Genomic DNA, 19046 nt, shown 5'->3' on the forward strand with positions numbered 1-19046 from the left:
GCGTTTTTGGCGCTGCTGTTCAGGGCGCGCTCTCGCCGACACGGTGCTCTTTTTCGCGAATGTCCCCCGAACACATTGGGACGGCCCTACTTCGCCTTGCGGCAGCTGAGCGGCAGCAGCTTGGCCGGCAAATCTTCACCCCGCCCGCAATGCCAGACGATGCCGTTGTCAGCAGCCGAAGGCTCCATGCGCAGCAGGCCGCTCATCCCTCTGGGCAGCTTGGGCAGCGTGGCCTCGACCACCATCGTCTCGGGGTCGAGCGTCAGCACCGAGCCACCGGGCAGGGTCTCAGGCGCATTGGCCGCAGCAAGCGTGTCGGGAATCTCTTCCTTCTCCGTGTAATAGCTGGCGAGCGCCTCGCGCACCGGCGCGCCTTCCGCCCACGCCTGCGCGACCGTCGCGCGCGCGGTGTAGTCCTGGTACGCCGGAATCGCCGCAGCGGCCGCCACGCCGATGACGGCCACGACGATCAGCACGCCCGCAGCGCCCCCGCCGGCACGGCCCGCATAGGGCACGAAGATCGCGAGCAGGTAGGCCAGCGGGTTGCGGCTCGGCAGCACCGCGGCCGGGTCGATGGCGCGCGCCACGCGCTTGGTGAGCCACGGGTAGCCACCGATCAGTTCATGGAACGAGGCCCAGAAGCCGCTGTTGCCGGCCGACTGGTTCGCATAACCCTGCAGGTCGACGTTGCGCCACTGCTGGGCACCGGCCGCCAGCGCCGCGAGCGCGCGGGGCGCGGAGTCGGGCTCTTCGCAGCACGCGGCACCGTGCAGGTCGCAGGTGTATTCCTTGGCGCGTGCATAGGCGGCGCCGAGCAGCGGCAGCCACAGCACCGGGGCGCGCCAGATGTGGCCCGTGAGATGGCCGCGCCGGATGTGGCCCAGCTCATGGCCGATGTAGAAGTTGATGCCGTCGGGCTGCGCGTCCATGGCGTCGACCACGTCGGACAGCAGCACCACGAAGTTGCGGCCGAAGAAGCGGGTGGCGAATGCGTTGAACATGCCGTTGCCGTGCAGCAGGTAGGCCTCGGGCTGTTTCTCGATGCCGAGGTAGCCGCAGCAGGCGGTGAAGCGCGCGTGCAGTTCAGGCAACTGGGTGGGCGAGAGCTTGACGGCCGTGCCCTTGATCCAGGTAATGACGGCCGACTGCGCGAACACGTAGCCGATGAAACCCAGCAGCACGTAGACGAGCGCAAGGCCGAACGTGCCGACGATCAGCAGCAGCCAGACCAGAAGGCCGAGCACGAGCGTGATGGTGCCGAGCCAGCGCTCGCGCGAATAAACCCATGGATCCATTGGAATTTCCTCCTCGATGCGGCCGTGACGGCCGCGATGTTGTGGTTGTTTTTCGCGCCTCCCCGGCGCGGCATGCGCATGCGATATGCCGACGCGCATCATGCCCCACAGTGGGGCAGATTTTGAGCGCCGCCTAAGGGCTATTCGGTATAGGTCAGGCTCCGGTCAGCCTATAAGATCGCGGCCTTTTTACCCCCTCTCGGAGACATCATGAAGAAACTGCTCGCCCTCGCGGCGATTGCCGCCGCCACTGCCGGTGCTCACGCCCAGGATTTCCCCGGGAACAAGACCGTCACGCTGGTGGTGCCTTTCGCGGCCGGCGGCCCGACCGACCGTGTGGCGCGCGACCTCGCCGAAGCCATGCAGAAGACCCTCGGCACCACGATCGTGGTGGACAACACGGCGGGTGCGGGCAGTTCCATCGGCACGGCCAAGGTGGCACGCGCCAACCCGGACGGCTACACACTGCTGCTCAACCACATCGGCATGTCCACCATGCCCGCGCTGTACCGCAAGCTGCCGTTCAACGTCGAGACCGACTTCGAGTACCTGGGCATGGTCAATGAAGTGCCGATGACGCTGATCGGCAAACCCGGCCTGCCCGCCAACAACTACAAGGAACTGACGACCTGGATTGCCGCCAACAAGGGCAAGATCAACCTGGGCAATGCCGGCCTGGGCGCTGCGTCGCACCTGTGCGGCCTGCTGTTCCAGAGCGCGATCAAGGTCGAGATGACGCCGGTGCCCTACAAGGGCACGGCCCCCGCCATCGCCGACCTGCTGGGCGGCCAGATCGACCTGCTGTGCGACCAGACCACCAACACCACGTCGCAGATCGAAGCCAAGAAGGTCAAGGCCTATGCCGTGACCACCGCCAAGCGCCTGACCACGCCTGCGCTGAAAGACCTGCCGACGCTGGACGAGTCGGGCCTGAAGGGCTTCGAAGTGGCGATCTGGCACGGCGTGTACGCGCCCAAGGGCACGCCGGCACCGGTGCTCAAGAAACTCAACGAAGCCATCAATGCGGCCATGAAGGACCCGGGCTTCATCAAGCGTGAAGAAGCGCTGGGCGCGGTGATCACCACCGACAAGCGCACCGAGCCGGCCGAGCACAAGAAGTTCGTCGTGGCCGAGATCGCCAAGTGGGGCCCGATCATCAAGGCCGCTGGCGTGTACGCCGACTGATCTGCGCCGCCTGCCGGCAACCAGGCAAAAAGCCGCCGCCCCTTTCGGGACCGGCGGCTTTTTCTTGGGCGCAAGCCAGGCGACTTACTTCGGCCGGATCGCGTCCGCCGTCCCCTGGATGAAGGCCTTGATGCTCTCGATCTCCTCGCCCGAGAGCTTGCCGGTGAAGTCCGGCATGCCGCGCGCCATCGCCGGGCCCTTCAGCACGAACTTGTCGAGGTTCTCGATGTACGCCGCATCCATGTAGCCCAGGTTCGGGATGTTGCCGCCGCGGTCCACGCCCGGCACGCCGTGGCAGAACACGCAGTTGCTCACGTAGAGCATGGTGCCGGCCTGGACCTTCGCGGGGTCGTACTTCACGCCCTGCACCAGCTTGTCCATGCGGTACTGCACGAAGTCCGGCATCTTGGCCGTGCCGCCGACCGCGAAGGTGTAGACCGTGCCCGGCCCCTGCTTCTCGGTGGCGCGCTGCGCCAGGCCATACACGCCGCCCCAGCCCACGGCCACCGACACGTACTGCTTGCCGTCGACCATGTAAGTCGAGGGCGCGGCCACCACGCCGGTGCCGGTGGGCGTCTCCCACAGCTTCTCGCCGTTCTTCGCGTTGTAGGCCAGCAGGCGGCCGTCGGCCGTGCCCTGGAACACGAGGTTGCCGGCGGTGGTGAGCGTGCCGCCGTTCCATGGCGACACATAGTCCACGCCCCAGGCTTCCTTCTGCGTCACCGGGTCCCAGGCCACGAGGCGGCCGAAGGGCTTGCTCGTGGGCGGCTCGACGTTGGCGAACTTGGCGAGGTTCCAGCCCAGGCCCGCATGCGGGCGGCCCGGCACGTCTTCGTTGAACTTCCAGTCCTTGTCGTCCATCAGGTTGATCGGCACATGCTGCGCGGGCAGGTACGCGTAACCCGTCTGCGGGTTGAACGACATCGGGTGCCAGTTGTGCGCGCCGAAGGGGCCGGGGATGGCGTCGTTGGGCTTGGTGCCGTCGCGCGCGGAAGCAATGCCGATCGGCCGGCCGTTCTTGTCGTAGCCCGAGGCCCAGTTCACTTCGGTGAAGTTCTTCGCCGAGATGAACTTGCCGTTGGTGCGGTCGATGACGAAGAAGAAGCCGTTCTTCGGCGCATGCAGCAGCACCTTGCGCGGCTTGCCATCGACCTTCACGTTGGCCAGGATCATCGACTGCGTGGAGGTGTAGTCCCAGTTGTCGCCGGGCGTCTCCTGGTAGTGCCACTTGTACTTGCCGGTGTCGGGGTCGAGCGCCACCACCGAGCCCAGGTAGAGGTTGTCGCCGCCCTTGGGGCTGCGCGCCTTGTGCGACCACGGCGAGCCGTTGCCGGTGCCCACGTACATCAGGTTGAGTTCGGGGTCGAAGGCGAAGCTGTCCCACGCGGTGCCGCCGCCGCCGGCTTCCCAGTACTTGGCCGAAGGGTCCCAGGTCTTGGCGGCACGCGCCATCGACGCGTCCTCGAAGGGCTTGCTCGGATCGCCGGGCACCACGAACCAGCGCCACTTCTGGGCGCCGGTGTTGGCGTCATAGGCAGTGACGAAGCCGCGCACGCCGTACTCGGCGCCGCCGTTGCCGATGATGACCTTGCCCTTGAACACGCGCGGCGCGCCGGTGATGGTGTAGCTGCCCTTCTGGCCCTCGAGCGTGTCCTTCTCCCAGACGGTCTTGCCGGTGGCCGCATCGAGCGCGATGAGGCGGCCATCGAAGGCGGCCACGTAGACCTTGCCTTCGTAGATGGCCACACCGCGGTTCACCACGTCGCAGCAGCCCTTGTAGCCTTTGGACTTATCGACCTGCGGATCGAAGGTCCACAGCTTCTGCCCGGTGCGCGTGTCGATGGCATGCACCACGCTCCACGAGGCGGTGACGTACATGATGCCGTCCACCACCAGCGGCGTGGCTTCCACACCGCGTGTCGATTCGAGGTTGTACGACCAGACCAGCCCCAGGTCTTTCACGTTGCCGGCGTTCACCTGGTCGAGCTGGCTGAAGCGCGACTCGGAATAGTCGAGCCCCACGCTGGGCCAGTCGGGCGTTTTCTTCTGCGCCGCGTTGGCGCGGATGAAGTTGCCGTCGACCCGTTTCGTGGCGGCCGCGGCGCGGTCTTGAGGGGCCGTTGAATTCTGGGCCGTGGCCGTCGATGCGTTCAGGCACAGCAATGCGCCGGCGAGCATGAACAGCCCGGAGTGTGTTTTTTTCATCGTGGGTCTCCTTGTGGTGCAAGGATCGCGCGCACGGCCTTCGCGCTCACCCCCGGGATTTCCCCAGTCCGGCGCTGTTCCATTGCGGAACACATTCGCTGCTGGTCCCGAATCCAGCGAGGCAGCGAACCCCATGTCCCCAGACAAGTTCGAGCGGCTCGGCACGGCGGATGCGCCGCGCCAGCTCTTCGCCAGCACGCCGGCGCAGCGCGTGGCGCTTGCGCGGCAGCAGTTCTTCGAGGAAGGCGTGCGCCCCTCGGGGCTGATCGGCGAGGCGGTGCTGCAGTCGTGGATGCGCTGCAGCCGCACGCACAGCGACCGTCAACGCATCGTGCCTTTCGACGCAGTCACGCCGAGCCGGCTGCACACCACGCTCGCGCGCAACCGCGAGCTGCTCGACGTGGCGCGGCCCGAACTCGGGCAGATGGAGCACATGCTCGCGGGCACCGATTGCCGCGTGATCCTGACCGACCCCGACGGCGTGGTGGTGCATGTCAGCAACCAGCCGGGCGACGCGCACCAACCGGTGCTGCGCAAGACCGCGCGCGTGGGCGTGAACATCTCCGAGCGCATCGTCGGCACCACGGCGCCCGGCATCGTCGCCACCACCGGGCAGGCCTGCACGGTCGATGGCGCGGAGCATTACTTCGACGTGCTGAGCCACATGCAGTGCGCAGCCGCGCCGATCCGCGACGTGACGGGCCGGCTGGCCGGCGTGCTCGACCTCACGGTGGAGTCGCGGCGCTTCGGCTTCGATGCGGCGTCGATGGTGGCGATCCACGCGACGACCATCGAGAACCGGCTGCTGCAGGCGCAGTCGCGCGACCATCTGATCCTGCGCTTCCAGTCCAACCCGACCTTGCTCGGCACACCGCTCGAAGCGCTGGCCGGCATCGCGCCCGACGGCACCATCGCGTGGCTCAACAACGCGGGAGCGCGGCTGCTGGGGCGCCTGCCCGAGGCGGCGGACGAGCGCGATGTCGAATGCCTGCTGGGCCACGACCTGGCGAGCCTGCTGCGGCTGGGGCGTCGCGAAGCAGCGCAACCGCTGCGGCTGGCAAGTGGGCTCGGCGTGTGGGTGCAGGCGCATCTGAAGGGACCGGATGGCGTGGACTTCCGGCATTCGGTGGCGATGCCCGGCGGTATGGGCGTCGCCCACGCGGGCGGCGCATCCATTGCCATCGAGCGGCATGTGCAGACGGAGGCCGTCGACGACGCCCGTGCGGACGCGCCGGCCGACGACAGCGATGCCGATGCAGAAGCCGCACCTCACACGAAGACGCTGCGCGAGCACAGCCGCAAGCTGATCGAAGACACGCTGGCGGCGCACGGCGGCAATGTGTCGCAGGCCGCGCGGCAGTTGCGCGTGTCGCGCGGCACGCTGTATCGCCGCATGCGCGGCTGGGGCGATGCAGAAACGGAAGCTGCCCCCGCGGCGGACTGACTGACTGATCAGGCTACCGCGCGGGCCAGCGCACGCGCACGCCGCGCCTTCGCATCGGGCTGCAACGGCCGCAGGTATTCATGCAAGGCGAGCGCAGCCGCCCCCACCGCCGGCGCCAGCGCGTCATAGCGCGCAGTGCGCAGGTCGGGCGCCGGCATGCCGGCGCCATCGGCATGGCGCTTGACGCTCTCGAATGCCGCTTGCGCAAAGCCGCGATGCTCCGCGCAGGCCTTGCCACCGAGCACGATGGCGCGCGGATTGAAGGTGACCCACAGGTTCTGCAGCAGCACGCCGAAGAAGGCGGCAGCACGTTGCACGTCGGCGCCCTTGCGCTCGAGCACGCGCGAGCCGAAGAAGGCTTCGGCGCAGCCGCGCCGGCCGCAGGAGCACAAGGGTCCGTCGAGCTGGAGGATGGTGTGGCCGATCTCGCCGGCCATGCCTTGCGCACCGGTGAAAAGGCGGTCGTTCAGCACCACGCCGGCCCCCACGCCCACGTCGCAGTTGACGAAGATCAGCGGGTCTTCGCCCTCACCCGCAGCGAACTCGTACTCGCCGAGCACAGCGGCGTCGGCGTCGTTCTGCAGTTGCACTGTCACACCAGGCAAGCCCACTGCAGCGAAGGCTTTCTCGAGTGCCGGCAGCAGATTCACGTTGCGCCAGCCGAGGTTGGGTGCGAAGCGGACCACGCCGGTGCAGTCGTCCACCGCGCCGGGCACGCACACGCCGATGCTCGACAGGCGCAGGCCCAGCTCCTTCAGGTGCACGTGCGCCGCAGCAGCCATGCGCGCGACCTGCGCGCACACGCCGGCCGGGGAACCATCGGTCAATGCATGCGTGTCCGAGTACAGCACCTCGCCTTGCAGCGAGACGCAGACGAGGCGCACCGTCTCGACGGCGATCTCCACGCCCATCAATGCGCGCACGCCGACGTTGATTTCCAGCGGTGTCGAAGGCCGACCCAATCCATCGGCCACCGCAGCGCCCGATTCGCTCAGCCAGCCTTCGTCGATCAGCTCGCGCACCAGCAGGCTCACGGTCGATTTGGTCAGGCCGCTCTCGGTTGCAAGGCGTGCGCGCGACAGGCCCGGCTGCGCGCGCAGCAGCCGCAGCAGCACGCTGCGATTCATGCGCTTGAGCAGTTGCTGGTCGCCGATGGTCTTCACGTCAGGCGACCGCTGCGGCGTCGGCGTGATGGGCTTGTTCTTTTCCTTCGGGCCGCTTGCCCGCGATGATCATGCCCAGCACTTCGTCTTCGGTCACGTCGGCGGTGCGGTAGGTGCCTACCAGCTTGCCGTTCTTCATCACGGCGAGGCGGTCGCTCAGCGAGAACACATCGGGCATGTCGTGCGTGATCAAGAAGATGCCCACGCCGTCGGCCTTGAGCTGCCGCACGAGGCCGCCGACCATCGCGGTTTCTTCGGGGCCGAGCGCGGCGCAGGGCTCGTCCATGATGAGGATGCGCGCGTTGAAGTACAGCGCCCGCGAGATCGCCACCACCTGCCGCTGCCCGCCCGATAGGCGCCGCACCGGCACGCGGATGTTGGTGAAGTTCTTGTTGAGGCGATGGAACACCTTGCGCGCCTGCACTTCCATGAAGTGGTCGTCGAGCGTGTTCCAGCGCGTCATCTTCTCGCGGCCGAGGAAGAGGTTCGACACCGAGTCGAGGTTGTCGGCCAGTGCGAGCGTCTGGTAGATGGTCTCGATGCCTTGCGCTTGTGCTTCGGAGGGCGTGCGGATGTTGACTTTTTCGCCCGCGATGAGCGTGTCGCCCGAGTCGATGGGATAGGCGCCCGCGAGCATCTTCATCAGCGTGGACTTGCCCGCGCCGTTGTGGCCGAGCAGTGCGACCACTTCGCCGGGATAGAGGTTGACGCTCACGCCGTCCACGGCCTTGACGCCGCCAAAGGACTTGCGGATTTCTTTCAGTTCTACCAAGGGTTTTGAGATGTCGGTCATTTCAGTGTTCCGCTTCGTTTGGGCGCTGCTGTTCGGGGTGCGTGCGAATGACACCAGGTGCTCCCCTCCGCGAATGTCCCCCGCTTCGCTCCTCCTTTATTTCGCTGCGGGGAGCACCTGGCGTCATTCGCACTTGGACACGCTGCTGGTGTATCGCTGATCAACAACTGCGCTGTCCAACGCTCGCGCCGATACGGGGCTCTTTTTCGCGAAATAAAGGAGGAGCGAAGCGGGGGACATTCGCGAAAAAGAGCACCGTGTCGGCGTGAGCGACGCCCTGAAGAACAGCGCTCCATTTCAGCTCTCCCCAAACTTGCGGCGATACAGCACGTCGAACACCACCGCCACAATCAGCACCTGTCCGATGATGACCATGCGCTTGCCGATCGGCACATCGAGCAACAACATGCCGCTGTCGAGCGACTGCATGATCAGCGCCCCCAGCACCGAGCCGAAGATCGAACCGCTGCCGCCCGCGAGCGCCGTGCCGCCGATGACGGCCGCCGCGATCACATACAGCTCCATGCCCGTGCCCAGCGAATTGGTGCCCGCGTTGAGCCGCGCGATCGACACGATGGCCGCGATGGTGACCAGCACCGCCAGCAAGGCGAACAGCATCAGCGTGACGCGCTTGACGGGAATGCCCACCAGCGCCGCCGCGTCCGGGTTGCCGCCCATCGCGAACACATAGCGGCCAAAGCGCGTGCGGTGCACGATGAACGACAGCACGATGGCCACAGCGGCCCAGATCAGCACCGGAATCGGAATGCCCTGCGGCTCGCTCTTGGACGAGATCTGATAGTTGTTCATGACCGCCGCGAAGGCGAACACCACGGCCACCGGCACGGCGGTGATCAGCACGTCGAGCCACAGCGCCTCGGTCGGCATGTCGTAGCGCTGGCGCGCGCGGCGCTTTTGCACCATGCGCCCGAACAGCACCAGCGCCACCACCGCCGCGAGCACCCAGCTCGCCGTGGTGCCGATGCCGCCGTCGTAGCCGCCGCCCAGGCGCTGGAAAAATTCGTCGTTGACCGGCTGCGTCTTGCCGTCGGCCACCAGGAAGGCCGCGCCGCGAAACGACATCAGGCCGCCGAGCGTGACCACGAACGAAGGCACGCCCAGCACCGCCGTGAGCCAGCCCTGGTAGATCGACACCAGCAGCGCCACCGCGAGCCCCGCGAGGCAGGCCGTGGGCCACGACCAGCCCGAGGTGTATTGCAGATAGGCGATCAGCACGCCGACAAAACCCATCACCGAACCGACTGACAGGTCGATGTGGCGCGCCACGATGATCAGCACCATCACGGTCGACACGATGCCGACCACGGCCGTCTGCTGCGCGACGTTGTACAGGTTCTCGGGCGACAGGAACACGCCGCCCGACATGACGCTGAAGACCACGCCCATTGCCACCAGCAGCAGGCACATCAGGATCAGCCGCAGGTCGATGCCCGTGCGGCGCCACCAGCCTGGAGTTTCATTGCTCATTTGTAGGACCCCCTCGAAACAGGAGCGCGACCGGGCCCGGGCCAGCCCCGCAAGGGGTGGCCGGACACGGCATGGCGCGGATTGACTGACGGCGGCTTGGCGCCCGTCTTACTTGCAGGCTGCGGGCGCAGTGGCACCCGTGGCGCCCTTGCACAGCTCGTCCTTCTTGATCCAGCCGGCCTTGACGATCACGTCGAGGTTGTCGCGCGTGATCGGCACCGGCGTCAGCAGGCGCGAGGACAGCGAGATCTTCTTGGCGCCGCCAGCCCACGGCGCGGCCTTGTCGACCGGCTTGCCCGCTGCCAGCGCAACGGCGGCGATGGCGGCTTCGCGGCCGAGTTCGCGCGAGTCCTTCCAGATGGTGGCGGTCTGCGTGCCGAGCGCGATGCGGTTGAGCGCGGCGAAGTCGGCGTCCTGCCCCGACACCGGAATGCCGCGGATGCCCTTGGCCGAAAGCGCCGCCACCGCGCCGCCGGCCGTGCCGTCGTTGGCCGCGACCACCGCGTCGACCTTGTTGCCGGCCTTGGTGAGGATCTGCTCCATGTTCTTCTGCGCGACCTCGGGCTTCCAGCCTTCGGTGTATTCGTCGCCGACGATCTTGATGTCGCCCTTCTTGATCGCGTCCGCCAGCACCTCTTGCTGGCCGGCGCGCAGGAAGTCGGCGTTCGGGTCGCTCGGCGAGCCCTTGATGATCACGTAGTTGCCCTTGGGCTTGACCTTGAAGACCTCGCGCGCCTCCATGCGGCCGACCTCGACGTTGTCGAAGGTGATGTAGAAGACGCCGGGCGCCTCGATCAGCCGGTCATAGGCGACCACGGGCACCTTCTGGCGCGTGGCCTTGGTGACGGCGGGCAGGATCGCGTCCTTGTCCATGGCGAGCACGATGAGCGCCTTGGCGCCCTTGGCCATCAGGCCTTCGATGTCGCCCAACTGCTTCTCGGGCGAGCCGCCCGCATCGGCACTGATGTACTTGGCGCCGAGCTTCTCCAGCTCGGCCTTGATCGCGGCTTCGTCGGTCTTCCAGCGCTCTTCCTGGAAGTTGGACCAGCTCACGCCGACCACGGTCTGCGCCATCGCGCCCACGGCCGTGAGACCGAAAGCCATGGCGGCCAGGGTGTGTTTCAGTTGCATCGATGTCTCTCCAGAGTTGGTTCGCCCGACAAGAAAGCCGTGTAAGAAATTAGTTAGTTTGAAGGGCGAACTAACTATCCCATCGCTGCCACGGGCTTGGCATCCGGGAATTCCCGGACGGTGCGCGCGCGCAAAGCCGGCGGGCAGGCAAAGCGCCGGCCGCGTCGCGCCCGGAGGGTATCGGGGGGTCTGGTCAGTGCGGTTCGGAGACCGCCGATGGCGATGCAGCCGCAGGGCGCAGCCAGCCAAGTGCACCGTTCGCCACCGTCCAGCGACCGCCGGTGGCATCCATCGCAAGGCGCGCCCTGCTGTCCGCGAACGGGCCGGGGTTCTGCTGGACGATCTCGACCTCGCGATCGGACACGCCGGCAACGATCGCGACATGTCCGTAGGGATTGAAGAGCGTGGGAGCGAACACGATCAGGTCGTCCACCTTCGGCTTCTCGTCCTGCCCGTTGCGGTACTGGACGAGCGCGCGCTTGCCGTTCAGCGCGCCCTGTGCCGTCTGCGGATCGTAGAAGTCGCGCGCATGGCCGTAGGGGTCGGGCATGCGGTGGCTGAAGCGCTCGAAGTAGTAGCGTTTGACGAACTCCACGCACTGGTACTTGATGCCCAGGTTGTAGCCGTCGCGGTACAGGTTGCGGCCCTCGGAGTTGTTCACGCCGCCGTTGTAGTAGACCTTCACGCCGTTGAACTCGTCGACCACCGCACCGACCTCGCGCGTCGGGTTGAGGTTGAAGCAGGTCACGGCCCAGTAGCCGGCACCGGCCAGGCCCGCGAGCGCGGCCGCCGCGACAGCGACGCGACGCCAGTTCATCGCGCCCGGCATGCGCTGGCCTCCGTCACCGGCCAGCGCGGTGGCGTGTGCGTGTCGATCGGACGAAGAGACAGGAAACGGGAAGCGCATGGGAGCGGGCGGGCGAGTGGCATGAGCGACGGAGGCTACCCGAAGATGCGGGAACAACGGCGCGCCCACCAGTGCCGAAAGTCATCCGCCGCCCTCACCGCGCGGAGCCCTCAATCGATCAGCTGCGTCTTGATGGCGTAGTAGGTCAGGTCGCTGTTGGTGGAGAGATTCATCTTCTCCATGAGCCGCGTGCGGTAGGTGCTGATGGTCTTCACCGACAGAGACAGCGCCTCGCCGATGCTGCCCACCGATTCGCCCTTGGCGAGCTTCAGGAACACCTGGAACTCGCGCTCCGACAGATGCTTGTGCGGCGGCGCGCTGTCCTTGCGTTCCAGTTGGCCCGCGAGCAGTTCGGCGACCGAGGCCGAGATGTAGCGGCGCCCCAGCGCGACCGTGCGGATGGCCTTGGCGATTTCTTCCGGCTGGCATTCCTTGTTGAGGTAGCCCGAGGCGCCCTGGCGAATCAGGTTGACCGCGTAGTGCTCTTCCGGATAGCCGCTGAGGATCAGCACGCCGAGGTCCGGCGCCTTGGCGCGCACCATCGCGAGCGCGTCGATGCCGCTTTGCCCGGGCATGGACAGGTCCATCACAAGAACATCCATGTCGACGGTGCGCACGAGGTCGATGGCTTCGCGGCCGGTGCCGGCTTCGCCGACCACCCGGAAATCGACAAAGGTGGAGAAGAAGGCCTTGAGGCCCGTGCGAACGACGGCGTGGTCGTCAACGATGCCGATTTTGATCATGGATGTGTGCCTCCGGGCAGGTTCATGGACGCAAGAAGCGAGGGGAGGCCAGCACGATGCCACACGCTTTCGCCGATCAGGCGGCGCAACAGCGGGTCGGGCTGTTGTCCTGCAACCGAACGCTGGCGTGTCTTTCGGCGGTGTAGGAGCCGCGCGCGTTCGCCTGGGCTGGCGTCAGCGGATGCGGCATGCTGCGGCTCGTCACCCTTGGAGAAAAGCACAGATGAAGCATTCGAACCCACCCGCCTTGCACCCGCCGACCGGCTACAGCCATGTGGTCGAAGTCGTCGCGCGCCGCACGCTCTACGTGTCGGGCCAGATCGCGCTGGACGCTGAAGGCCGTCTCGTTGGGCCGGACAACCTGCTCTTGCAGACGACCCAGGTGTTTGAAAACCTGCGCACCGCACTGGCTGCCAGCGAAGCCGGGCTGCGCGATGTGGTGAAGCTGACGGTGTTCCTGGCCGATGCCTCGCAGCTCGCGGCGTTTCGCGAAGCGAGGGACCGGTTTTTCCAGGTACCGCTGCCGGCATGCAGCCTCGTGGAAGTGTCGAGGCTCGCGCGGCCGGACCTGCTGATCGAAGTCGAAGCGGTGGCCGTCATCGAGTGACCTGACCGGCACTCGAACGCTCTCGATCGCGTCCGGACTTCTGCGCTTCTTCTTTATTAATTCTTCTTAATTAATATAGTAGTAGTAGTAGATAAGGGTAAACCCCTCCTGTGGACAGTGCGCTTTTTCCGTTGGCTGACAACGACTTGTCGTGCCTGTGTCACTGTGTGCACCTGTGCTTTCGAGCTGTCTCGAAATAAAGAACAACTTCAGGGCCGTCGATCCAACTGTGGATAACCGTGACTTTGTGCCGAAACTGTCCCCAGAGTTTTCCCTCGGGTGCGGCGCACGATGCAGCAGCCCTGCCGGGGTAAGCCCGCTGCCTCCATTCCATCTCGTTTGATACGATTTTTGTCAAAGCGCTGATCCCAAGGGCGTTGGAGACAAGATGGACTCGAGCATTCCAGGCCGCGCCGGCGAGGCGCTGTACCGCGTCATGGTGCGCATCCGCGCCTTCGAGAACGCCGCCGAAACGGCCAGCCAGGGCGGTGTGAGCGCCTTTGGCCAGCAGGCCGCCGGCGCCGCCAAGGTGCGCGGGCCGCTGCACCTCTCGACCGGCCAGGAGGCCGTGCCGGCCGGCGTCTGCGCGCACCTGCGCACGAGCGACTACCTCACCTCCACCCATCGCGGCCACGGCCACACGCTGGCCAAGGGCGCCGACCTCACGCGGATGATGTGCGAGCTGTTCGGCAAAGCCACGGGTTTCAACGGCGGCAAGGGCGGCTCGATGCACATCGCCGATTTTTCGGTCGGCATGCTCGGCGCCAACGGCGTCGTCGCGGCGGGGTTGCCGATAGCCGTGGGGGCGGCGCATGCGCAGAAGCTGCTGAAGAAAGGCGACGACATCACGGTCTGCTTCTTCGGTGATGGCGCCATCAACCGAGGCCCCTTTCTCGAAGCGCTGAACTGGGCGCGCGTGTACGAGCTGCCGGTGCTCTTCGTATGCGAAGACAACCGTTGGAGCGCGACCACCGCGAGCGGCCCGATGACGGCCGGCGACGGCGCATCGGCGCGCGCCGCGTCGATGGACATCGCGGCCACGCAGGTCGACGGCAACGACGTGTTCGCGGTGCACGAAACCGCCGCGCGGCTGGTGGGCGAGGTGCGCGTCGGTGGCGGGCCGCGCCTGCTGCATGCGCTGACCTACCGCGTGAAGGGCCACGTGTCGGTCGACCTCGCGGCCTACCGCGACCCGGCCGAACTGGCCGCCGCGCTGGAGACGGACCCGATCGCGCGGGCGCGCGGGCATCTTCTTTCCACGGGCATCGCCGCCGCGACGCTCGACGCCATCGAGAACGCGGCGCGCGACGAAGTCGACACCGCGCTGGCCGTGGCCGATGCCGCGCCCTGGCCCGACGCCAGCGCCGCCTTCACCGACGTGCAGACCATCGGAGCGGGCCAATGGCACTGAAGAAAGAACTGAGTTATTCCGAGGCCGCGGTTCTTGCGGTCCAGCGCGAGATGGAAGCCGATGCGCGCGTGGTCGTGCTCGGCGAAGACGTGGGCCGTGGCGGCATCTTCGGCCAGTACAAGGGGCTGCAGCAGACCTTCGGCGCCGAACGCGTGATCGACACGCCGATCAGCGAGGCCGCGATCATGGGCGCCGGCGTGGGCATGGCGCTCGCGGGCCTGCGGCCGGTGGTCGAGATGCGCGTGGTCGACTTCGCGTTGTGCGGCATGGACGAGCTGGTGAACCAGGCTGCCAAGAACCGCTTCATGTTCGGCGGCCAGGGCCGCGTGCCGCTGGTGGCGCGCATGCCCGGCGGCATCTGGGACGCCTCGGCGGCGCAGCATTCGCAGTCGCTCGAAGCCTGGTTTGCGCACCTGCCGGGCGTGGTGGTGGTGAGCCCGTCGACGCCGCAGGACAACTACGGCCTGCTGCGCGCCGCGCTGCAGTGCGGCGACCCGGTCGTCTACATCGAGCACAAGACGCTGTGGGGCCTGCGCGGCGATGTCGACGAAGACATCGCCGTGCCGTTGGGCCAAGCCGCGCGGGTGCGCGAAGGCAACGCGCTCACGCTGGTGAGCTGGAGCCGGCAGATGCAGGTGTGCGCCGCCGCCTGCGAGGCGCTCGCGGCTGAAGGCATCGCGGTCGACCTGATCGACCTGCGCACGCTCTGGCCGTGGGACCGCGAGACGGTGCTGTCGTCGTGCGCGCGCACCGGTCGGCTGCTGGTGGTGCACGAGGCGGTGCAGGCCGCGGGCTTCGGCGCCGAGATCGCGGCCAGCGCGGCGGAGGCGACGGGCTGCCGTGTGGCCCGGCTGGGCGCGCCGCGCATTCCGGTCGGCTATGCGCCGATGCTGGAGGCGCAGTCGCGCATCGGCACGCAGGCTGTCGTGGCTGCGGCGAAAAAACTGATCGACTGACGGCGCTGGACCGTGGACCCGCTGTTCTTCAAGCTGGTGCGGGTGGTCAACCTCACGGCGCGGCCGTTCCATGAACGCGTGGGCCGGGAGCACCAGCTCACGCTGAACGAGTGGCGCGCGATGGCGGTGCTCGGCGCGCAGCCGGGGCTCAATGCCACGCAGGTCGCCGACCAGACGGGGCTCGACAAGATGGCGGTGAGCCGCGCGCTTGCCGGCCTGAAACGCCACAAGCGCGTGCAGCGCCACGGCGACCCGACCGACCAGCGCAGCAGCCGGCTCTACCTCACGGCGGCCGGCAAGGCGCTGCATGAAACCGTGGGCGCGCTCGGCCGGCAGCGCGAGGCCGAGCTGTTCGCCGGCGTCGATGCCGATGAGCTGGCCCGCATGAGCGCCACGCTCGACACACTGATCCGGGCGGTGGAGCGCGTGTCCGACGGCGCCGCGCCGGACCGTGACGATCAGACGGTGTAGCCGCCGTCCACGCTCAGGCTGGCACCGGTGACAAAGCCCCCGTCCGGGCCCACGAGGTAGGCGACCATGCCGGCGATTTCTTCGGCGCGGCCATGGCGCGGCAGCACCATCACGTCGTGCATCGAGGCGGCACGCGGACCGGTGGCGGGGTTCATGGCGGTATCGACCGGGCCGGGCTGCACGTTGTTCACGGTGATGCTGCGCGCGCCCAGATCGCGCGCCAGGCCGCGCGTGAGGCCGACGATGGCGGCCTTGCTCATCGCGTAGACGCTGGCGCCCGCATCCAGCACCCGCTCGGCGTTGATGCTGCCGATGTTGACGATGCGCCCGCCGTCGCCCATGTGGCGCGCGGCGACCTGTGTGGCCACAAACACGGCGCGCACGTTGACGTCGATGGTGCGGTCGAAGTCTTCGAGCGAGAAAGTGTCGAGATCGCCGCCGAGATAGACGCCGGCGTTGTTCACCAGGATGTCGAGCCGCTCGAAGGCGCGCGCGCCCTGTGCAATGGCGGCCGACAGCGCGGCGGCATCGCCGGCGTCGGCACGAATGGCCAACGCCCGGCCGCCGGCGGCTTTGATTTCGCCGGCCAGCGTGTCGGCTTCGGCCTGCGCGCTGACATAGGTGAAGGCCACGGCGGCGCCGTCGCGCGCCAGCCGGCGCACGATGGCCGCGCCGATGCCGCGCGAACCGCCGGTGACGAATGCGACCTTGCCGGCCAGGACGGGAGAGGAGGTGGAAGAAGCGTTGGAAGCCATGATTTTTCCGATCGATGTGGGGAGGAATGACTTCAGTGTCGGGATTCCATTCCTTTCCCGGTAGCCATCAATTGGCGCAATCAAATTCAACCAGTGGTTGAAGATGAGGAAGAAAATGCGGCCATGGAACCGCTCAATCACCTCGAATCCTTCGTGCAGAGCGCGGAAGGCGGCAGCTTCTCGGCCGCCGCGCGGCGCCTGGGCCTCACACCTGCAGCGGTCAGCAAGAACGTGGCGCGGCTGGAGGCGCGGCTCGGCGTGCGGCTGTTCCAGCGCAGCACGCGCCGCCTGACGCTGACCGAGGGCGGTGAACGCTTCCTGGCGCAGATCGGTGGCGCGCTCGCCACGCTGCAGGCGGCGGTGGCCGGCATCGACAAGGACGACGGCCAGCCCGCCGGCACGCTGAAGGTGAGCATGGGCCAGGCCTTCGGGCGCGAGCATGTGCTGCCCATGATGGGTGACTTCCTCACGCGCTATCCGGCCATCCTGCCGGACTGGCATTTCGACAACCAGCAGGTGGACCTGGTGGGCGAAGGTTTCGACGCGGCCATCGGCGGCGGCATCGAGCTGTCGGCCGGGCTGGTGGCGCGCGAGCTGTCGCGCATCCATGTGGTGGCGGTGGCCTCGCCGGCGTACCTGCAGGGGCGCGCGCTGCCCGCGCAACCTGCCGACCTGGGCGGGCTCGACACGCTGCTGCGGCGCTCCTCGCCCACCGGCCGGCTGCGCAGCTGGACCTTGCGGCATGCTGCGAGCGGCGAAGAAGCCACGGTCGATCTGCCGAGACCGCGCGCGATCTTCAACGACCCCGAAGCCATTGCGCATGCGGCGCTGATGGGACTGGGCGCGGCGATGCTGCCGATGCCTTTTGTCGAGCGCGGCCTGCGCAGCGGCGAACTGGTGCGGCTGCTGCCCGAATGGCATCAGGACACGGGCGCCGTGTGGCTGTACTACCCGAGCAAGAAACTGCTGCCGCCGAAGACACGCGTGTTCATCGACTTCGTGCTGGAGCGCTTTCGCAACGAACGCTTCGCGCAGCGGATGCAGGTCGCATAGGCAACAACTCCACGGGGTTTTTACCCGCGACGCGCATGGCGCTCCCATGTACAACCGCGCGCATGACTTCTCTCTCATTCTTCACATTGAATCGCCGCTCCGCGCTGGCAACCTCGGTCGCCACGGCCCTTACCCTGATGGCCGCTCCTTCGTGGGCCCAGCACGCCTGGCCGACCAAGCCGGTGCGCATCGTCGTGCCCTTTGCGGCCGGCGGCACCACCGACATCCTGGCGCGTGCGATCGCGCCCGAACTCTCGAAGGCCTTCGGCCAGCAGTTCATCGTCGACAACCGCGGTGGCGCGGGCGGCAACCTGGGCGCCGAGATCGTGGCGCGCGCGCCCAACGACGGCTACACGCTGCTGATGGGCACGGTGGGCACGCACGGCATCAACCGCGCGCTGTACCCCAAGCTGCCTTTCGATCCGATCAAGGACTTCGCGCCCGTCACACTGGTGGCGGCGGTGCCGAACGTGATGGAAATGAACGCCGAGAAAGCCAGGACGCTGAACATCCGCAACGTGCAGGACTTCATCAAGTACGCCAAGGCCAACCCGGGCAAGCTCAACATGGCGTCAAGCGGCAGCGGCACGTCGATCCACCTGGCAGGCGAGCTGTTCAAGAGCATGACGGGCACCTTCATGGCGCACATTCCGTACAAGGGCTCTGGCCCGGCGCTGCTGGACATGGTGGGCGGCAACGCCGATGTGATGTTCGACAACCTGCCCTCGTCGATGGCGCAGATCAAGGCCGGCAAGCTGACCGCGCTGGCCGTGACCAGCGCACAGCGTTCGCCGGCGCTGCCCGACATTCCGACGGTGGAAGAAGTGGGCGGCCCGTCGCTCAAGGGCTACGAGGCAAGCTCGTGGTTCGGTCTGTTGGCACCGGCCGGCACCTCGCCCGAGATCGTGAACCGGATTCAGCAGGAAGTGGCCAAGTCGCTCGGCACCCCCGCCATCAAGGAAAAGATGCTCGCCCAGGGCGCGATCCCGAGCGGCAATTCACCGGCCGACTTCACGAAGCTGATTGCCAGCGAGCACGTGAAGTGGGCGAAGGTGGTCAAGGACTCCGGCGCAAAGGTCGACTGACAACAAGAAGCTTGAGGCCTGGCCTCAGGTCTTCCAGGTCACGTCCTTCTTCTCGGCCAGTGAATCCTTGAGCATGTGAAGCAGGGGGGCTGCACGCTGGTGCAGTCCTACATGCTGCTTCTCGGCGTCGGCGGCATGGCCTTCGACCGCGTAGTCGTCGTGGTTGTGGGTGTTGCTGCCTTCGCGCGCCAACGCGCCTTCAAGCGCGGAAATGGCGCCGGGGATCTGCTCGACCGTGATGATGCCCTGGGGCGCCACCGACTTGCCGACGATGTCGAGCAGCTGCCGCGCATGCACTTCGAGCATCACGAAATCAGCGGAGGCCCGGGACTGGAAGCGATAGAGCATGGTGTT

General features: G+C 67.2%; 18 protein-coding genes. 8 read left to right on the plus strand and 10 right to left on the minus strand.

Translation table 11 applies throughout. The features are described from left to right. Positions 1 to 86 precede the first annotated feature (86 nt). Positions 87 to 1295, minus strand: coding sequence for a M48 family metallopeptidase (locus H7F35_RS10050; protein ID WP_187112738.1), 1209 nt, complete (start codon positions 1293 to 1295; stop codon positions 87 to 89). A gap of 210 nt (positions 1296 to 1505) precedes the next feature. Here H7F35_RS10050 and H7F35_RS10055 point away from each other — a divergent pair, with 210 nt between their 5' ends. Next, complete coding sequence (locus H7F35_RS10055) at positions 1506 to 2480, plus strand: tripartite tricarboxylate transporter substrate-binding protein (protein ID WP_187112739.1); 975 nt, start codon at positions 1506 to 1508, stop codon at positions 2478 to 2480. 84 nt (positions 2481 to 2564) lie between these two features. Here H7F35_RS10055 and H7F35_RS10060 read toward each other — a convergent pair whose 3' ends face one another. Continuing rightward, on the minus strand, positions 2565 to 4685 hold the full coding sequence (locus H7F35_RS10060) for a PQQ-dependent dehydrogenase, methanol/ethanol family (protein WP_187112740.1): 2121 nt from the start codon (positions 4683 to 4685) through the stop codon (positions 2565 to 2567). A gap of 133 nt (positions 4686 to 4818) precedes the next feature. Here H7F35_RS10060 and H7F35_RS10065 point away from each other — a divergent pair, with 133 nt between their 5' ends. Continuing rightward, the gene (locus H7F35_RS10065; RefSeq protein WP_187112741.1) at positions 4819 to 6129 is read left to right on the plus strand and encodes a helix-turn-helix domain-containing protein; all 1311 of its coding nucleotides are present in this window, start codon (positions 4819 to 4821) and stop codon (positions 6127 to 6129) included. A gap of 8 nt (positions 6130 to 6137) precedes the next feature. Here H7F35_RS10065 and H7F35_RS10070 read toward each other — a convergent pair whose 3' ends face one another. From H7F35_RS10070 to H7F35_RS10095, 6 genes are all read right to left on the minus strand, one after another. Continuing rightward, entirely contained in the window at positions 6138 to 7256 is a 1119-nt protein-coding gene (locus H7F35_RS10070; RefSeq protein ID WP_410010786.1) for an ROK family protein, read from the minus strand. Positions 7257 to 7293: 37 nt separating this feature from the next. Next, on the minus strand, positions 7294 to 8085 hold the full coding sequence (locus H7F35_RS10075) for an ATP-binding cassette domain-containing protein (RefSeq protein ID WP_187112743.1): 792 nt from the start codon (positions 8083 to 8085) through the stop codon (positions 7294 to 7296). 297 nt (positions 8086 to 8382) lie between these two features. Next, complete coding sequence (locus H7F35_RS10080) at positions 8383 to 9573, minus strand: sugar ABC transporter permease (protein WP_187112744.1); 1191 nt, start codon at positions 9571 to 9573, stop codon at positions 8383 to 8385. Between the two features lie 108 nt (positions 9574 to 9681). Then, on the minus strand, positions 9682 to 10704 hold the full coding sequence (gene xylF / locus H7F35_RS10085) for a D-xylose ABC transporter substrate-binding protein (RefSeq protein ID WP_187112745.1): 1023 nt from the start codon (positions 10702 to 10704) through the stop codon (positions 9682 to 9684). 193 nt (positions 10705 to 10897) lie between these two features. After that, positions 10898 to 11611 (minus strand): CHAP domain-containing protein, encoded by a 714-nt coding sequence (locus H7F35_RS10090; protein WP_261803589.1) that lies wholly within the window; start codon positions 11609 to 11611, stop codon positions 10898 to 10900. 110 nt (positions 11612 to 11721) lie between these two features. Further along, on the minus strand, positions 11722 to 12354 hold the full coding sequence (locus H7F35_RS10095; RefSeq protein WP_187112746.1) for a response regulator transcription factor: 633 nt from the start codon (positions 12352 to 12354) through the stop codon (positions 11722 to 11724). Positions 12355 to 12577: 223 nt separating this feature from the next. Here H7F35_RS10095 and H7F35_RS10100 point away from each other — a divergent pair, with 223 nt between their 5' ends. The 4 genes from H7F35_RS10100 (at position 12578) to H7F35_RS10115 (ending at position 15799) form a co-directional block, all read left to right on the plus strand. After that, positions 12578 to 12961, plus strand: coding sequence for a RidA family protein (locus H7F35_RS10100; RefSeq protein WP_187112747.1), 384 nt, complete (start codon positions 12578 to 12580; stop codon positions 12959 to 12961). 388 nt (positions 12962 to 13349) lie between these two features. Then, on the plus strand, positions 13350 to 14372 hold the full coding sequence (locus H7F35_RS10105; protein WP_187112748.1) for a thiamine pyrophosphate-dependent dehydrogenase E1 component subunit alpha: 1023 nt from the start codon (positions 13350 to 13352) through the stop codon (positions 14370 to 14372). Next, positions 14363 to 15328, plus strand: coding sequence for an alpha-ketoacid dehydrogenase subunit beta (locus tag H7F35_RS10110; protein ID WP_187112749.1), 966 nt, complete (start codon positions 14363 to 14365; stop codon positions 15326 to 15328). Before H7F35_RS10105 ends, H7F35_RS10110 begins: the two co-directional genes overlap by 10 nt. A 12-nt stretch (positions 15329 to 15340) precedes the next feature. Beyond that, a complete protein-coding gene (locus H7F35_RS10115) occupies positions 15341 to 15799 on the plus strand; it encodes a MarR family winged helix-turn-helix transcriptional regulator (protein ID WP_187112750.1) in 459 nt (152 codons plus the stop codon). Here H7F35_RS10115 and H7F35_RS10120 read toward each other — a convergent pair. Beyond that, the gene (locus tag H7F35_RS10120) at positions 15787 to 16554 is read right to left on the minus strand and encodes an SDR family oxidoreductase (RefSeq protein ID WP_187112751.1); all 768 of its coding nucleotides are present in this window, start codon (positions 16552 to 16554) and stop codon (positions 15787 to 15789) included. The genes H7F35_RS10115 and H7F35_RS10120 overlap by 13 nt on opposite strands. A gap of 123 nt (positions 16555 to 16677) precedes the next feature. Between H7F35_RS10120 and H7F35_RS10125 the strand changes: the two genes are divergently transcribed. Together H7F35_RS10125 and H7F35_RS10130 are read left to right on the plus strand one after the other, a co-directional pair. Then, positions 16678 to 17607 (plus strand): LysR family transcriptional regulator, encoded by a 930-nt coding sequence (locus H7F35_RS10125; RefSeq protein WP_187112752.1) that lies wholly within the window; start codon positions 16678 to 16680, stop codon positions 17605 to 17607. A 62-nt stretch (positions 17608 to 17669) separates the two neighbouring features. Then, positions 17670 to 18692: a Bug family tripartite tricarboxylate transporter substrate binding protein gene (locus tag H7F35_RS10130; RefSeq protein WP_187112753.1), complete on the plus strand. Its 1023-nt coding sequence runs from the start codon at positions 17670 to 17672 to the stop codon at positions 18690 to 18692. A gap of 24 nt (positions 18693 to 18716) precedes the next feature. Here H7F35_RS10130 and H7F35_RS10135 read toward each other — a convergent pair whose 3' ends face one another. Continuing rightward, the gene (locus tag H7F35_RS10135) at positions 18717 to 19040 is read right to left on the minus strand and encodes a DUF1840 domain-containing protein (protein WP_187112754.1); all 324 of its coding nucleotides are present in this window, start codon (positions 19038 to 19040) and stop codon (positions 18717 to 18719) included. Positions 19041 to 19046: the final 6 nt, after the last annotated feature.

The organism is Variovorax sp. PAMC26660 (assembly GCF_014302995.1).
GTDB lineage: Bacteria > Pseudomonadota > Gammaproteobacteria > Burkholderiales > Burkholderiaceae_C > Variovorax.

Excerpts from the sequence above, each read along its gene's own strand:
- H7F35_RS10050 (WP_187112738.1), bottom strand. The coding sequence starts at position 1,295 with ATGGATCCATGGGTTTATTCGCGCGAGCGCTGGCTCGGCACCATCACG.
- H7F35_RS10055 (WP_187112739.1), top strand. The coding sequence starts at position 1,506 with ATGAAGAAACTGCTCGCCCTCGCGGCGATTGCCGCCGCCACTGCCGGT.
- H7F35_RS10060 (WP_187112740.1), bottom strand. The coding sequence starts at position 4,685 with ATGAAAAAAACACACTCCGGGCTGTTCATGCTCGCCGGCGCATTGCTG.
- H7F35_RS10065 (WP_187112741.1), top strand. The coding sequence starts at position 4,819 with ATGTCCCCAGACAAGTTCGAGCGGCTCGGCACGGCGGATGCGCCGCGC.
- H7F35_RS10070 (WP_410010786.1), bottom strand. The coding sequence starts at position 7,256 with ATGAATCGCAGCGTGCTGCTGCGGCTGCTGCGCGCGCAGCCGGGCCTG.
- H7F35_RS10075 (WP_187112743.1), bottom strand. The coding sequence starts at position 8,085 with ATGACCGACATCTCAAAACCCTTGGTAGAACTGAAAGAAATCCGCAAG.
- H7F35_RS10080 (WP_187112744.1), bottom strand. The coding sequence starts at position 9,573 with ATGAGCAATGAAACTCCAGGCTGGTGGCGCCGCACGGGCATCGACCTG.
- xylF (WP_187112745.1), bottom strand. The coding sequence starts at position 10,704 with ATGCAACTGAAACACACCCTGGCCGCCATGGCTTTCGGTCTCACGGCC.
- H7F35_RS10090 (WP_261803589.1), bottom strand. The coding sequence starts at position 11,611 with ATGCGCTTCCCGTTTCCTGTCTCTTCGTCCGATCGACACGCACACGCC.
- H7F35_RS10095 (WP_187112746.1), bottom strand. The coding sequence starts at position 12,354 with ATGATCAAAATCGGCATCGTTGACGACCACGCCGTCGTTCGCACGGGC.
- H7F35_RS10100 (WP_187112747.1), top strand. The coding sequence starts at position 12,578 with ATGAAGCATTCGAACCCACCCGCCTTGCACCCGCCGACCGGCTACAGC.
- H7F35_RS10105 (WP_187112748.1), top strand. The coding sequence starts at position 13,350 with ATGGACTCGAGCATTCCAGGCCGCGCCGGCGAGGCGCTGTACCGCGTC.
- H7F35_RS10110 (WP_187112749.1), top strand. The coding sequence starts at position 14,363 with ATGGCACTGAAGAAAGAACTGAGTTATTCCGAGGCCGCGGTTCTTGCG.
- H7F35_RS10120 (WP_187112751.1), bottom strand. The coding sequence starts at position 16,554 with ATGGCTTCCAACGCTTCTTCCACCTCCTCTCCCGTCCTGGCCGGCAAG.
- H7F35_RS10125 (WP_187112752.1), top strand. The coding sequence starts at position 16,678 with ATGGAACCGCTCAATCACCTCGAATCCTTCGTGCAGAGCGCGGAAGGC.
- H7F35_RS10130 (WP_187112753.1), top strand. The coding sequence starts at position 17,670 with ATGACTTCTCTCTCATTCTTCACATTGAATCGCCGCTCCGCGCTGGCA.
- H7F35_RS10135 (WP_187112754.1), bottom strand. The coding sequence starts at position 19,040 with ATGCTCTATCGCTTCCAGTCCCGGGCCTCCGCTGATTTCGTGATGCTC.